This is a genomic window from Gilliamella sp. ESL1225 (assembly GCF_058502635.1).
This window is the reverse complement of record NZ_CP196358.1, coordinates 217,879-234,502: the sequence shown is the minus strand read 5'-3', so window position 1 is coordinate 234,502 and position 16,624 is coordinate 217,879. Positions and strand designations below refer to the sequence as shown.

Below are 16,624 nucleotides of genomic sequence, written 5' to 3'. Positions count from 1 at the left end.
TATTAATAGTTATTTATCAATAATTTGTGTCGTTGATTTTAAAAGCTCATCCGATAAGGTCACTCCTTGACGCTCTGCAGCTTTAGTATTTATTATTAACTGTTTTATTTTTCCAATTTCAATTGGAATATCACCCGCTTTTTCGCCATTTAAGATACGAATAACAATTTTACCTGCTTGGCGACCAAGATCATAATAACTAATGCCTAAAGCTGCGATTGCACCACGGGGTACTGAGTCTGGGTCTGAAGCTATTAGAGGGATCTTATTTTCGTTGGCAATTTTTGTTAACGCTTCATAAGCTGATACGACATTATTATCAGTTGTTGTATAAATGAGATCGACTTTACCTTTTAAACTACGTGCTGCTGTTGAAATATCCGACGTACGCTGCGCAGGAACAGCTACAATTTTCATTCCTCGCATTTCAAGCTCGTTACCGAGGTCTTTAAGAATAATCGTTGAATTAATTTCGCTTGGGCTATACACATAACCAATTTTTTTAGCATCGGGCTTAACTTTTAAAATAAGATCAATTTGTTCGGATAAGGATAAAGCATCTGAAACACCTGTAACATTTGTATTAGATGCTTGCCAATGTGGAACTAATTTAGCTGCAACAGGATCGGTTACTGCGGTAAAAACAATGGGAATAAGTTTTGTACTGGCAACTAACGACTGAGAGCTTGGAGTTGCAATACCAACAATAACATCAGGTTTACTGGCAACAAATTTTTTGGCTATTTGCGCTGCGTTGGCACTACTTCCTTGTGCACTTAAAAAGGATAATTTAAGGTTTTGACCATCAATATAACCATTTTCTTTTAATTCATCTTCAATACCACGCCGAACATTATCTAAAGCCGGATGCTCTACAATCGATGTGATAGCAACAAATTTGGGTTGACTATTAACAGCTGAATTTTCAGCTGCAAACGTGGAAAATCCAAAAATTAATAAAAAAAATGACATAATTAAAGGTATAAGATTACGATGCATTTTTCCACCTTGTAATGATTTTGTTACAATAATGTATAGATTATTACTATAAAGGAAATTGATATTTTTTACTATAATTAATCGTTTTTATCATTTAAATAGTTCCATTTATCGCATTTTGTAAATATATGTTTACAATTTAATTGTAAGAAGTATTGATAATAAAACGCATTTTTTGTTTTTAGTTTCATGTTGATAATTATTTTTTTAATAATATAGTTATGGATAAAATCGATTAATGGAAGAGATAATGAAAGCACCTTAAAGACTTAAGATGCTGATGTTGAGTGGTTTAAAATTTATTGCACGTAATAAAATATGTTTTAATTCTCAATGACTTTATAAGCAGATTGAATAAGTTCCGGCGATAAATTAACGCCTTGTTTTTGGGCAGCCATTAAATTAAGTACCAAATTCGATTTTTCACCTAATTCAGGTTTAATTGAACCGGGTTTTTCTCCTTTTAGTATACGCACGACTAATTTGCCTGATTGTCGACCGACATCGTAATAACTCATTCCATAAGCGGCTACAGCGCCCCGTTCGATGGCATCTGGAAAAGAGGCTAATAAAGGAACTTTATTTTCATTAGCAAATTTAACTAATGACTCATAGGCAGAAACAACATTATTATCGGTTGTTGTGTAAATTAAATCGACTTTACCATTTAAGCTATTAACAGCGGTAGAAATATCGGCAGTGCGCATTGCTGGCACAGCTCTAACTTTAATATTTTGCGATTTAAGGGTATCTTGTAGTTCTTTTAATACCACAGTCGAATTGATTTCGCTTGGACTATAAATATAACCGACAGATTGCAAATTAGGGACGATTTGTTTCATAAACTCGATTTGTGGTTCAATTGGTAAGTGATCAGATACACCTGTTATATTCGTACCACTGGCTTCCCAATTTCGAATCAATTTAGCGGCAATAGGATCGGTTATACCTGCAAAAACGATAGGGATTCTTTTTGTTGAGGCAGCGACGGCCTGGGCGCTTGGGGTTGCTATAGCGACGATAACATCAGATTTACTTGCTACAAATTGTTTAGCAATTTGCCCCGCTGTTGCACTACTACCTTGGGCGCTTCGATATTGAATAGCGATATTCTGTTTATCGATGTAGCCATTAGCTAATAATTCGTCTTCTACACCTTTGCGGATTTCATTTAAAGATGGATGCTCAACAATAGCAATAATAGAAACTTGTTTAATATTGTTAGCCCAACAAAAAGTAGGAATGAGCATGATGGAGATCACAGATAATAAAAAGCGTTTCATAATAAACTCGCAAACTAGTACAATGTCTTATTCTAACGCTTATCTATTAAAATGTTAAGTGCTATTATTTTTGCTACAATGATTAATTATTATTGTTGTTCTTCTTCATGAATAAAAATAAAAGGGTTAAGACCCGTTTTAGCAAATCCTTCCTCTTCGGTTTTCATATCTAAAATTAAAGAGGCTATATCGTCAGCAACAACTTCAATATATGGATCTTTATCTTGATCGAAAATTTTTAAATAACTATTACATTTTTCACAGCATTCTGTTTTTATTGCTGCGAGTTTATTATCTAAGGAAAAATAATTAAGATTTTCGGTATTATCACAGCTTGTACATTGAATTCGCGGCACATACCATTCACTTTCACATAAACTACAATGTAAATAGCGTAAACCATTGTTATTACCAAAATGGATAACACTAGCTATTGGTAAACTATTGCAAACTGGACATAACCAATGCTTTTTTGCATTTTCAGCTGTTGCTCTTCCTGTGATTTGACTGGCAAGGGATACATAAAAAACTGATAATGCGGACCAAATAAACAGCGATTCGTCACTATTGACTTTATCAAATTCATTTTTTAATAAGTGAATAGCCTTATCTTGTAATTGTTCGGGTGTATTTTGTTTAAGATTTTGGATAACACGATCAATTTCGTCCGTTTGAATTGTCAAATTATCTAATAATTTTATTAAATAATCTTGCCATTTTAGTGGTAGTTGATAATTCGTTAAACTTAAAGGTGTTGTTGTATGATGTAATAGATCTGATACATCAATATCAAGAGGGTGGGATTTAATCAAATTAGCTTGTTCTTTTGCAATATTGGCACAAAAATTCAGATAATCACTAAATGTGCTTTCTTGTGCTAATTGTTTTAATCTTTTCATTCGATGGGTATAAAGCGTTTTTGCCGAAGGATAAAATAATAAAGGAATTTTTTTGATGATTGAGGCATTAGCTTGTTGTTCTATTTCTTGTTGAGGGCGAATTGTTATACTCATTAAGGATTTCCATCATTTTTGTATTGAGCTTAATGACATTTATCATGAGTTATTTACACTAGGATAGATGTCATTAAGCGCGCAAAAGCATCATTTAATAGATTAAATTGCTATGAATTATTTTCGTTTGATATTTGTTCCGATTGGCTTTTTTGAGCTAATTCTTTTTTATAGACTTTATCCATTTCTTTTTTATACCAAAGAGAATGGTTTTTTCGTGCCCAAGCTCTTGAAACATAACCCGTTATCATGCCGGTTATTGAGCCTTTAACCCATATTGCCATATAAATATGACCAATAATAAGCAACATTAGCGCAATAGCTGCGACGGAATGGAAAAATATCGCTATACGAATTATTGGAATTGGGAAATATTCGGCAAAATAGCGACGCCACATGATAAGACCTGTAACGAATAAAACCGTAATTAATCCCATAATTGACCAAAATAAGAATTTTTGACCAACATTATATTTCCCAATGGGAATATCATCTTCATTACCCATAATGACGTATTTGAATTTTTTCAGCCAAGTAATATCGTTTTTATTTGGAATATTATGCTTTGCTAATCTAATTAACATATACATTAATAAAATGAAAACGCCAATTCCCGTAAAAGGATGAAGTTCCCTAACTAATTGTGGTGTACCTAATACTAATCCAAATAATTTAATCGATGGAAAAAATAATGATAGACCAGAAAATGCCGTCAAAATAAAAAGACAAACCATACACCAATGGCAAAAACGAACCAGTAACGGAGTTCTTAAAATCATCCCTTTTTTACTCATAGTGATTCCCCTGTTGTGTATGAGATTCATTTTTGTGATTAGCCATTGGTAAACCAAGCGACTGGCGATTTTGTGCATCTTCTTCTTTTTCTTTTTCGATATCTTCCTCTTCTACATCAATAGCCCCAACACCCATATAGTGGAAAAGTAATCCACCAAAGGTTGCAATAAAGGCGGCAGCAGAAATAGGTTTCCAAATACCTTTCCAGAATTTAACGACTTCACTAATTTTCGGATCTTTCGGCAAACCATGATATAACTCAGGTTGATCGGCATGATGTAGAACATACATAACATGTGTCCCACCGACACCTGAAGGATTATATAAACCTGCATGCTCAAAGCCGCGTTTTTTCAAATCGACAATACGATGTTCAGCATGACGAATCATATCGACTTTAGTACCGAAATGAATAGCACCTGTTGGACAAGTTTTGACGCATGCAGGCTCTTGCCCGACTGTAACTCTATCAACACAAAGCGTACATTTGTAGGAATGATTGTCTTCTTTACTAACGCGCGGAATATTAAACGGACATCCAGCAACACAATAACCACATCCAATACACTGTTCAGATTGAAAATCAACAATACCATTGGCATATTGAATAATTGCACCTTCAGCAGGACATGCTTTTAAACAACCTGGATCGGCGCAATGCATACAGCCATCTTTACGAATTAACCACTCTAATTTTCCATTAATTTCAACTTCAGAATAGCGCATTACTGTCCAGGCTTTTGGTTCTAGATCGGCAGGATTATCATAAACACCGACATTATTACCTATTTCGGCACGTAAATCATTCCATTCACTACAAGCAACTTGACAGGCTTTACAACCAATACAGGTAGTCACATCGATTAATTTAGCGACTTCTGCTTGATGATCCCTAACTTGAGGTGGCGGTGTTAGTCGATTAGTTCCAGAACGTCGAATAATGTCTTGAGATTGTAATGACATAATATATTCTCCTTAATTACGCCATTGGCGACACTTTTTCGATATTTACCAAGAATGATTTATATTCTGGCGTCTGTGAGTTGGCATCGCCAACATGAGGTGTTAGCGTATTGGCTAAAAATCCTTTTTTGGTGACTCCAGTAAATCCCCAAACAATAGGAATACCAATCGTTTCAACAACTTTACCATCAACTTGTAACGTTGGAATACGTTTAGTCACAACAGCTTTGGCTTTGATATAGCCACGATAAGAGGAAACCTTAACGGTATCACCATGTTTAATGCTTTTTTGATTAGCAAGATTTTCACTGATTTCAATAAATTGTTCAGGTTGACAGATAGCCGACAAACGAACATGCTGAGTCCAAAAATGGAAATGTTCAGTAATGCTGTAGGTTGTGCCAACATACGGAAACTCGTTAGCTGTTCCTAAACGATTTAAATCATCTTTAAAGACGCGCGTTGCCGGATTATTAATTTGTTTTGGATGCAGTGGATTTGTCGCTATAGGCGTCTCAAACGGCTCATAATGTTCTGGAAAAGGACCGTCGACTAAACGATTTAAACAGAATAAACCACCTAAACCATCACTATTCATAATAAAGGCGCCCGCTTCCTTATCAGGTGATAATGTAGCGGTAAAATCAGGAACATCATTTCCTATCCAACGATTACCATCCCATTCAACAAGAACACGATTAGGATCAAGTGGTTTACCGTTTTTATCACATGATGCGCGATTATAAAGAACACGACGATTTAAAGGCCAAGCATAAGCCCATCCAGGATGGATCCCTTTACCCGTTGGATCACTTGGATCGCGTCTTGCCATTTGGTTGCCTTGCTCTGTCCAACATCCACAAAAGACCCAAATCCCTGATGATGTACTACCATCATCTTTTAATTGTGCAAAGCTACTTAATAATTGACCTTTTTTAATTGTCACGTTGCCATTGCTATCGGTCAGATCAGCTAATGCACGACCGTTATAGTCTTGTGCTAATTCTTCTGCCGATGGGAAATCTTTAATATCGTAATTCCAGACTAATTTATTCATCGGTTCGTGATAAGCACCACCTTCTTTTGCGTACAACTCTTTAATTCGTAAAAAGATATTTGACATGATTTCAACATCATATTTAGCTTCAAAAGGCGGGGTTGCTGCTGACCAATGCCATTGTAACCAGCGTGCAGAATTTACAATCGTACCATCTTCTTCAGCAAAACAGTTACAAGGTAGGCGGAAGACTTCGGTTTGAATTTGGCTCGGATCGACATCATTTGTTTCACCATAATTTTTCCAAAATTCAGATGTTTCCGTTTTTATTGGATCAATGACAACGAGATATTTTAATTTAGATAATCCCTCGTGCGTGCTTTGCTTATCTGGAAAAGCAGCTAATGGATTAAATCCTTCACAAATTAACCCTGAAGCTTGTCCATTACGCATCATTTCGCTAAATTGCAAGACATCATAGGTTTTATCCCATTTTGGCAACCAATCATAGCCCCAATCATTGTCTTTAGTCGATGCATTACCAAACATAGATTTCATAAAACTAACAAAGAAGTTAGGATAATTTTTCCAAAAATTAACTTCGGTTGCGCCTAATGGTTTAGGCGTCTTTTCTGCAAGGTATTGTGCGAGTGAAATTTGTGAGTCTGATGGTAAATCAAGATAAGCGGGTAAGCGATTAGATAATAAACCAACGTCAGTTAAACCTTGAATGTTAGAATGTCCTCGCAGTGCATTAATCCCACCGCCCATTACACCAATATTACCAAGAATAAGTTGGATCATTGCCGATGTACGGATAATTTGCGTACCGTAAGTATGCTGAGTCCAACCTAATGCATACAGAAAAGTCGCTGCGCGATCGTTAGTTTTTGTGCTGGCTAGTTTTTGACAAACATGTAAAAAATCATCAATAGGTGTCCCCGTTACATTATTGACAACTTCAGGTGTATAGCGGCTGACGTGTTTTTTTAATAAATTCCATACACAACGTGGATGACTTAAGGTTTTATCGCGTAGTGCAAAACCATTGCTATCTAATTGGTAAGCCCAACTTGATTTATCATATTTTCGTGTGCTGGCATCATAACCACTAAATAATCCGGTATTAGCGTCAAAATTAAAATCATCACGAACAATTAAACTGGCGTTAGTTTGTTCAATGAGATAATCAAAATTAACATCGTTATGACTGATTAAATAATTAATAATACCCAATAAAAAGGTAATATCAGAGCCAGCTCGGATAGGGACATAGCGATCGGCAACAGACGCCGTACGTTGAAAACGCGGATCGATAGCAATTAATTCAGCGCCATTAGTAATTTTAGCTTCGATTGCCCATTTAAAGCCAACGGGATGAGCTTCGGCAGCGTTACCACCCATCACAATAATAACATTGGCATTTTTTATATCAGTCCAATTGTTGGTCATAGCACCTCGGCCGAAGCTTGCCGATAAGCTAGAAACAGACGGTCCATGACAAACACGAGCCTGTGTTTCAAGGCTTAGCATACCCATTGCGCGAGCAATTCTAAAGGCTAGCCAACCGGTCTCGTTACTGGCAGCAGAACTGACTAGCCAGCCGGTTGTTGTCCAACGGTTTACCGTTGTCCCTTGATCGTTTTTAGCAATGAAATTTTTATCACGATCATCTTTCATTAAACGTGCAATACGATCAAATGTTTCTTCCCAACTGATGCGTTGCCATTTATCAGAGCCAGGGGCTCGATATTCGGGATATTTGACTCGGTTTTCACTATGAATAAAATCTAAAACCCCAGCACCTTTTGGGCAAAGAGAGCCACGGCTGACAGGATGATCAGGATCACCTTCGATATGAAAAATAGAAGAAACGGCATTTTTAGCACCGTCGCCTAGGCTATAAAGTAAAATTCCGCAACCAACAGAACAATAAGTACAGTTGTTACGGGTTTGTTTTGATTTTAATAATTTATATTGGCGGGTTTGGGCAAATGCAACATTGGGGGCTAAGCCCAGCGTGGCGACTGTCGTTCCAGCCATGCCTCCAGCGCAGATCTTAAAGAACTGACGACGGTTAAATAGCATACGAACTCCTTATAAAACTGACATTACAAACAAAACATTGTTATATTGTTATTTTTGATTAATAAAAAATTATGGACAATCTTAAATATAGTAATCGTTTATGATAATGAAATAAAGAGTAATTCTTCGTTGATGATCACAAATTTATTAAAATAAAAATGGATTATTTTGTTTTTCATAAATGATTTTGTTTTAAGTTTAAGAGTTAAAGTTAAAATAATAAAAAAAGCCCCACGAAATAGAAAAATTACGCGGGGCTTTGTAAATAAAAAAATCTTAGTTAACTTGAAATTCTTCAATAGTTTGCATAACACGATTTGTTATTAAAGGTTGCAAAATCGTATTCATATGATGAATTTTTTCAATATTGGCATCACCCGCATCATCTAAATAACCTTGTTCTCGTAATGAGTAGACTAATGTCGAAAATATACCTTTATCAAAAAATTCTGGGGAATTTATGCCATGTAAAATAGACAATCGTTCTGCTAATGCGCATCCTTCTTTTTCGAGCGCCATTCGACTAATAGTCGGATCGTTTTGTAATAACGAGAAGACGATCGCATAACGCTGTAAGCTATCTTTTGAAGTCGTGGCTAATAATTGTAAATTCGTTTTATTTGATACATTGACGCTAAAATCATTATTTATACGTTCAACATAGCCTAATTGTATAAATGTTTCTAAAATATCATTAACATACTTTTCAAGTTGAGTTTCATCTTGATATAAAAATAACTCATCTTTAATTAATGGAAATAATAGCTTAATTTCTGCCATTATTTCAGTTTGATTAATGCGCGAATGCTTAAATAAAATACGGGCTGTTAGCGCAGGAATAATAAGTAAATGCTGAATATTATTACGATAATAAGTCATTAATATCGCTTGATCAGATGTTAGACCGATGAATTCACTACCTTGATCTTTTGTAATAATAAATTTACCCATTTCTTTAGCGTGTTCAAATAACTCTTCGGCGGTTTCATTTGGAATTGAAACTAAATCTGAATAAGGAACATGGCGCAAAATAATTAATAATTCATCCAGTAATTTTATTAATTTAGTTTTAGTTAATGTCCGTTGGTCAGAGGCTAATAAAATGGAACAACACAAATTCATGGCATTAACCGCGGCAGATGTATTAATATTTTCCATAATATTTTTAGCTAATAAATTGGTTGTTGGAGTAAGCCAATTAGGTCGTTGTGTACCCGTTATATCAATTGATTCTCGCCAATCGACCACATGGCGATTTAAAAATTGATTAACAGGAATTGGCTCGCCAAAATTGACATAGCCATAGCCTAATTTTTTTAATTTAGATAAGGCTTTAAGCGTACGCCACAAACTTTCTTTTTGTTTTTTAGCTCCACGTAATTCATTTTCGTAAGTTGCAACTTCAAGAACATGTTCGTAACCGATATAGACAGGAACGATAGTGATAGGTCTAGCATCGCCTCGTAATAAGGTTTGAATCGTCATCGTTAGCATACCGGTTTTTGGATCTAATAATTTACCGGTACGTGAGCGACCACCTTCAATAAAATATTCAACCGCATAACCGCGAGTGAAAAGCTCAGCTAAATATTCTCGAAAGACAGCTGTATAAAGTTTGTTGCCTTTAAAAGAGCGGCGTATAAAGAAGGCGCCAAGATGCCTAAAAATAGGACCGGCAGGCCAGAAATTTAAATTAATACCCGCGGCAATATGCGGAGGAACTAAACCTTGCCGATAAAGCACATAAGATAATAATAAATAATCCATATGGCTACGATGGCATGGCGCATAAACAATCTCATGCCCATTTTGCGCCAGCTCACGAACGGGATCGGCGTTGGTAACTTTTAATCCTTGATAGAGTCGATGCCAAGCCCATGTTAAAACCCAATCAGTAATGCGTAACATACGATACGAAAAATTAGCGGCAATTTCATTGAGTATATTTAATGCATTTTGTTTTGCGGTACTAAGGTCGATGTTTTTACTTTTAGCATCTTCGGCAATTGCCTCACTAATTACAGGGCTTTCTAATAATTTCGTTAACATCTCTTTACGAACGGGTAATTTTGGACCAATCGATGCCATGCGTTGTTTTGAAAAATGAATCCGTGCCACACGAGAAAGTTTATGCCCATGCTTTGCAAGATCTGCCTCGCTATTGACTTTAATATCTTTAAATGAGACGAAATGGGAAAATCGAGCATAACAGTCTCGTCCTGAAAATAACATTTTAAAGAATTTACTTGGTGCATTTAAAACTTGTAACGATGGTAATTTTTTACCTTCTTTATCAGGTTTTCGACCAAACATAACCGATACCGGTAGCATTTGAATATTTAATGCACGATTTTTTTGATGAAGAGAAATAAAACTACTTAAAATTTCGATCGATTTTTGTTGTTGTCTTTTCGAAGCAAAAATCCCGTGCCCTTTATCAATAAAAAGATAAGAGGGTAACGTTTTACCATCAATTGTTATTTCATGAAGGGGATCGGGTAAACCATAACGACAAGCGAGCTGACGAACGACCATTAAATCGGCTTTAGAATTATAAGGAAGTACGTATAAAATAGGGCTGTTAATATCAAGGTTTAATTCAGATATTGGATCGGTTGGTATTGATTTACTTTTTACGAAAAGTCTTACAGAAAACTGAATAATAGAAAAATAGACTTTAGTCCACCAAGATGACATAACAAATAAACCTCGTAAGATATTATTATATTTACTTTCAATTATATATAACATATATAATCATAATTATAAAAGCTTGATCGAGATAGCTCATAATATATAACTGATAGTAATTCAAAAATTGTGAGTATATTTTTAATGAATAATGAAATTGCCCACTACTCATTTAATAGTGGACAATATTATAACGATCTTGAAAGAGATTAAAGAGGTTTGTATATATCGATGCCGCGAATATCTTTTCCTTTGTCTCGCTCAATAGTTTGAATTTGCGTAATGATATCACGACCTTCACGCATTCCTTCAATTAATTTACGTGCTTGTTTACAATCACCAATTTTTTGCAAAATGTAATGATGTTGTTTAGCATGTTCAGTTAAGGCTGAGCTGATAGTATTTTCAGACATCATCCCTAAACAAACAAAACCATAATCAAAATCAAGCTTAAGCTCGTTACCTTGTTTGTCTTTAACTAAAAAATAATTTTCAGCAACTTCTAGCAATGTTGTTGATAAATGGACATCAACATTATTTTCTTTAATCATTGCCATCATTGAAATACGACCAATGTAATCTAAATCTTCAGCCATGACAGGTTTCATTTCGACAATGGAAACTTGTTTGGCTTTTTGTCCTGTAAAATATTCGACCACATCAAGACCAACAGCACCACCACCAATGACTACTACTTTCTTATCTTGGATATCAGTAAATTGTTCAAAGTTTTCCATAATATCGAAAATTGAAAATACTTTTTTATCTTGAGCCGTTAATTGTTCTTGTAAACCTTTAATCGGTGGCAATAAAGGTTTAGAGCCTGTTGCCATGACGACTAAATCTGGTGTTAACTCTTCGATTAATTCCGGTGTTGCCGTTGTATTTAAATGAATAGCCAGATTGTTTAATTTTTTAGCGCGATTAATTAAGAACAAAGGTAAATCTGCGATACGTTTTTTATCAGGGAAACGCGCTATCATGGTAGAAAGTCCACCTAAGAACGGCTTTTGTTCAAATAACGTTACATTACAGCCTACTTCGGCAGCGGTACAAGCTGCTTCTAACCCAGCAGAACCGCCACCAATGACAACCACATTAACCGGCGTTGAAACTTGGTAACGTTTATAATCTTCATAGCTAATAACATCTGGATTAATCGTACATCGAATTGGTTTAGCACGTGCAATACGGTGGTCGGCGCAACCAATATTACAAGAAATACATTTACGGATAGTATCTATCTCGTTATTACGGACTTTTTCGACCCAATAAGGGTCTGCAATCAGACCACGACCAAGCACCACAAAATCGGCAATGCCTTCTTCAATTGTTCTTGCGACAATTTCAGGATCGCGAAAGTTACCAGACGCAATAGTCGGTTTTTTGAATTTATCGCGCACTTGTTTAGCCATATAAGAACGCCAACCGTCAGGTAAATTCATTTGGTCGATTTGGAATTGAATTGTATCATTTTGCGCGGCTGATATATCAAATACATCAACTTCATCATTTAAATATTCTAAAATTTGTAAAGTATCTTCTAAGGTGTTGCCCCCATCGATAAAATCAACGGCACTAACCCGTAATAAGATAGGGAAAAAAGGACCTACTTTTGCCCGAATTTCATTAATAACCATACGTGTTAATCGCGCTCTATTTTCTATACTACCGCCGAATTCATCGGTACGCTTATTAAATAATGGCGATAAAAATTGACTGAGTAAATAAGAATGACCTGCATGAATTTCAACAGCATCAAAACCGGCACGTTTTGCTCGATCTGCAGCTAAGCCATATTGCTTAATAACATGATGGATCTCTTCAATTGTTGCAGGTCGAGGGCAAGTACCGCCAGTTTTAGACGGAATGTTAGACGATGAAATAGGTTGTAATCCATTTAAGCGCCCTGGAAAGGCAGAAGCTCCAGCATGATTAATTTGCACGGCAACTGATGCGCCATGACGATGCATGCGCTCAGTAAAATTATATAGCCCAGGAATATACTGATCATTATCTAATCTTAATTGGGTGGTTCCGTTGGTTCCATAAGGAAAATCAACACAGACATTTTCAAGAATAATTAATCCAGTGCCGCCTTTAGCGCGTTGTTCATAATATTGGATATGATCTTCAACAATCTCACCTGTTAATGTTGCATAATTACTGCCCATAGGTGGCATAACTATTCGATTACGGATAACGGTTCGATTAATAACAAATGGTTCAAATATAGCTGAATAATTAGGCATATTTGTCTCCTATAATATAATAAAGATATTTTTAAATTCGGTTGGTTTTCCTAGTGGCTGACCAGTTAGGAACTCCTTAATTTATAATTAAATTCTATAAATATTTTATAATTAATCTAAATATTCTATAAATTTAGGTATAGCTAATGGCTCTCGCTTAATCAAACGAAAGCCATTAATTAAACTAAATGGATTTTTATTGAATTTTTTCTAATTTATAGAATATACGTTTGGTTAATTTATTCTCTAAAAATGATACAAATTTTAAAAAATGTTCAGTGCTATTATGATAAGACAGAGCCTCTTGTGATGCCCAAGTTTCAATAAATACAAAAGTATTAGCTTCATTGAGATCAATCGTTAAATCATAACTAATACAACCTTGTTCTTGTCGACTTGCCATGATCACATCTTTGGCTGCTTGTTGATAAGCATCTTTAAATTCAGGTTTTACTTGATGAATTGCGATAAGGTTGATTTGCGTCATAATTGCTCCTAATTTATTGTTTTATCACCATAAATTTAGGAATCATTAAATTAAATAAAGTAATTTATTATAACGGTCAAAATTTATGCTTCAATAGTTGTTTTTATCGTAAATACTTAATTTTCATCATTTTATTGAAAAATTAACATTTTGCTTTACACTTTAATTATTTTTCCTGTTTCAACATTTAACAATGTGAAACAGGTTATAGTAAATATAATGCAATGATTTATTTATAGAACTAACTTTAATGGTTAAATTAACTTATTTTGCTTGTTTTGAAGCAGCATGCTGTTCAATAGCAAATTGACGACGACCACCAGGACGAGGTACCAAATCACCTAACATCACTTCATAACCACCATCAACGACAAGTTCTGTACCATTTGAATAATCAGAACGATTACTGGCTAAATATAAAACAGCGTTAGCAATATCCATGGTTTCACCAATACGGCGACTTGCTATCATGCGAGTACGTCCTTCTTCAACCGCTTTATCTTCATAGAATTTGCGAGATAAAGGCGTTTTTACAAAACATGGGCAAACGGCATTACTGCGAATGCCAAATTGACCTAATTCAGCAGCAAATTGTTTAGACATCATCGAAACAGCAGCTTTAGTTGCACTATAAGCACCACTATAGGTTTCAGGGGTATGTGATGCGACAGTTGAGATATGAACCATACGGCCAGATTTTTGTGCGATCATTAAACGACCAAAACGTTGTGACATTAAAAAATAACCGGTCATATTAACATTAATGGTGGCATTCCATTCATCAAGCGGTAAATCTTCAATCGGGCAAAAACGCAAAATAGCGGCAGTATTAACAAGAACATCGCAACGACCAAATATATCTTTGACTTTAGCAACTGCGGCATCAACGCTAGATTCATTTGTGGTATTGCAAGCTAAACCTATTGCTTTAATATCATATTCGTCAGCTAATTCTTTAGCATATTGTTGGCATTTAGCTTCATCTAAATCGATTAAAACAAGATTTGCTTTTTGTTTAGCAAATTCACGACAAATTTCTGAGCCCATTCCACCAACGGCACCCGTAATTACACAAACATCATTCTCTAAACCTAACCAGCTTGTGTTTTTTTCTACATTACTCATAAAAACTCCAACGTTATTTAATTCTTTACATTAATTCGTCGATTTTTTATTAGATAGATACAGTAAGCATAATGGTAAATTATTTATCTTTTTTATCGTTATAATCATAATGCTCATTATCTATCTAATAATAATCTTAAAAATAGTTAAGCGACTATGGCTCTTTAAGCACGGCTACGTTCTAATACATCTAATATAAAACGTAATTCTTTAACATCTAACTGCCCAGGTGCAGAGGCGGTTTTAGCCGCACCAAATGTCATCGACGATCCAAATGTGCTACCCGATACGCGACTAATGGCACCAAGTCCAGCCATCGACATAGTGATTAAAGGACGAGTTGCATATTTTTCGTGCATTTCGCTCGTGGCGGCTAATAATGTTAAAACATCGGCAGTTGTTTGAGGCATGACGGCGATTTTTGGAATATCAGCGCCAAGATCTTGCATTTTGCGTAAACGATAAACAATATCGCTTTGCGATGGCGTTTTAGCAAAATCATGGTTTGAGGCGACAACGACAATATTATGTTTGTGAGCGACTTCAATAATTTCTTTGACATGATCGTCACCGATAAAGACTTCAACATCGATCATATCGATTAAACCACTTGCCGCCATTTCTTTATTTAAGGTGATATAAGCATCAAGAGGCCAATCTTTAACGCCACCTTCTTTAATCGTTCTAAAAGTAAATAAAATAGGTTTAGTCGGCAACAATGAGGCAATGCGTTTTGCAACTTGCTTAACAGCATTGATATCATCAATTTGACTAAAATGATCAACGCGCCATTCCAGCACATCAAAATCAATCGATTGTAAAAAAAGAGCTTCTTCTTCAAGCTCGGTTGCTGTTTTGCCAACAATAGGCACAATAATTTTTGGTGCGCCTTTGCCAATTTCAATATTTTTTACGGTAATGGTGTTCATAGTAAATCCTATAAATAATCAATAAGATGCATTTAGAATAACATTTTCATTTTAGAATGATTAATAAATAAACATCTTATTAATAATTAAATTATGAGTAATTAAACCCTTATTGATTAAAACCCATTTGTTCTTTGACATAATCAATAGGCGCATCTTCACCTGTCCAAATTTTAACTTGTGCTGCACCTTGCCATAGCATCATGCCAATACCATTTAAGGTTTTACAGCCTTGTTGCTCAGCCATTTCGAGCAATTTAGTTTTGCGCGGGCTATAAATACAATCTGTTACAACAAGATCAGGGCGTAACATGGTTGGATCTGTAATTAAGCTTTGACCTTCTAATGGTTTCATGCCGACGCCTGTCGCATTACAAAGTACAGTACTTGTTGCGATTTCATGACGAAGTTGTTCTTCTTCGGCTAAATCAATAACGCGTACAGTGCAATTTGTATTTTGATTCAGTTTTTCAGCAACGGCTTGAATTTTAGGGAAACATTCATCTTGTCTATTGAAGATAGCAATTTCTTTAACGCCATCTAAAGCAGCTTGCACAACAATAGCTGTTGCCGCACCGCCAGCACCAAGAATAGTCATCTTTTTACCAATGACATCAATACCTTCTTCTTTTAATGAACGCATATAGCCAATGCCATCGGTATTATAACCGGTTAAGACACCGTTTTCGTTTGAGATAGTATTACAAGCACCGCTCATTTCAACAGCCGGTGTTAACTTATCAAGATATTGACAAACAAGTTGTTTATTCGGCATTGAAATAGCCGAACCACGCAAACCCATCGCTCTTAATCCTTTAATTGCATCGGGTAGTTTTGCTTGATCAACTTCAAAGGCTAAATACACATAAGGAAGATTAAGCTTTGCATAAATAGTATTTTGCATTTGTGGGGATAAACTGTGTCGAATTGGGTAGGCCATTAAACCAATTAATTCATAGTGCCCGTCGATGTTACTTTTCATCATTATTCTCCAACAATAAC

Annotated in this window: 12 protein-coding genes; all 12 read right to left on the bottom strand. The window is 35.4% G+C overall.

The features are described 5' to 3' along the window. Window positions 1-9: 9 nt before the first annotated feature. Window positions 10-999 (bottom strand): ABC transporter substrate-binding protein, encoded by a 990-nt coding sequence (locus tag ACSYSW_RS00990; protein WP_491705112.1) that lies wholly within the window; start codon window positions 997-999, stop codon window positions 10-12. A gap of 323 nt (window positions 1,000-1,322) precedes the next feature. Further along, on the bottom strand, window positions 1,323-2,282 hold the full coding sequence (locus ACSYSW_RS00985) for an ABC transporter substrate-binding protein (protein ID WP_491705113.1): 960 nt from the start codon (window positions 2,280-2,282) through the stop codon (window positions 1,323-1,325). 89 nt (window positions 2,283-2,371) lie between these two features. After that, window positions 2,372-3,295 (bottom strand): formate dehydrogenase accessory protein FdhE, encoded by a 924-nt coding sequence (gene fdhE / locus ACSYSW_RS00980; RefSeq protein WP_491705114.1) that lies wholly within the window; start codon window positions 3,293-3,295, stop codon window positions 2,372-2,374. Window positions 3,296-3,405: 110 nt separating this feature from the next. Then, window positions 3,406-4,089: a formate dehydrogenase subunit gamma gene (locus tag ACSYSW_RS00975; RefSeq protein ID WP_491705115.1), complete on the bottom strand. Its 684-nt coding sequence runs from the start codon at window positions 4,087-4,089 to the stop codon at window positions 3,406-3,408. Continuing rightward, window positions 4,082-5,053: a formate dehydrogenase subunit beta gene (fdxH, locus tag ACSYSW_RS00970; RefSeq protein WP_491705116.1), complete on the bottom strand. Its 972-nt coding sequence runs from the start codon at window positions 5,051-5,053 to the stop codon at window positions 4,082-4,084. The genes ACSYSW_RS00975 and fdxH overlap by 8 nt, the downstream gene beginning before the upstream one ends. Window positions 5,054-5,069: 16 nt before the next feature. Then, complete coding sequence (gene fdnG, locus ACSYSW_RS00965; protein ID WP_491705117.1) at window positions 5,070-8,138, bottom strand: formate dehydrogenase-N subunit alpha; 3,069 nt, start codon at window positions 8,136-8,138, stop codon at window positions 5,070-5,072. A gap of 276 nt (window positions 8,139-8,414) precedes the next feature. Then, window positions 8,415-10,889 carry a glycerol-3-phosphate 1-O-acyltransferase PlsB gene (gene plsB, locus ACSYSW_RS00960; RefSeq protein ID WP_491705118.1) on the bottom strand — a complete coding sequence of 825 codons (2,475 nt, stop codon included), beginning with the start codon at window positions 10,887-10,889 and terminating at the stop codon, window positions 8,415-8,417. A gap of 149 nt (window positions 10,890-11,038) precedes the next feature. Further along, window positions 11,039-13,081 (bottom strand): oxidoreductase, encoded by a 2,043-nt coding sequence (locus ACSYSW_RS00955; protein WP_491705119.1) that lies wholly within the window; start codon window positions 13,079-13,081, stop codon window positions 11,039-11,041. A gap of 196 nt (window positions 13,082-13,277) precedes the next feature. Next, the gene (locus tag ACSYSW_RS00950; RefSeq protein WP_491705120.1) at window positions 13,278-13,568 is read right to left on the bottom strand and encodes a putative quinol monooxygenase; all 291 of its coding nucleotides are present in this window, start codon (window positions 13,566-13,568) and stop codon (window positions 13,278-13,280) included. A gap of 264 nt (window positions 13,569-13,832) precedes the next feature. Then, a complete protein-coding gene (locus ACSYSW_RS00945; RefSeq protein ID WP_491705121.1) occupies window positions 13,833-14,693 on the bottom strand; it encodes an SDR family NAD(P)-dependent oxidoreductase in 861 nt (286 codons plus the stop codon). Window positions 14,694-14,857: 164 nt separating this feature from the next. Then, the gene (gene aroD / locus ACSYSW_RS00940) at window positions 14,858-15,622 is read right to left on the bottom strand and encodes a type I 3-dehydroquinate dehydratase (protein ID WP_491705122.1); all 765 of its coding nucleotides are present in this window, start codon (window positions 15,620-15,622) and stop codon (window positions 14,858-14,860) included. Window positions 15,623-15,731: 109 nt separating this feature from the next. Continuing rightward, on the bottom strand, window positions 15,732-16,604 hold the full coding sequence (locus ACSYSW_RS00935; protein WP_491706130.1) for a shikimate dehydrogenase: 873 nt from the start codon (window positions 16,602-16,604) through the stop codon (window positions 15,732-15,734). Between the last annotated feature and the right edge of the window lie 20 nt (window positions 16,605-16,624).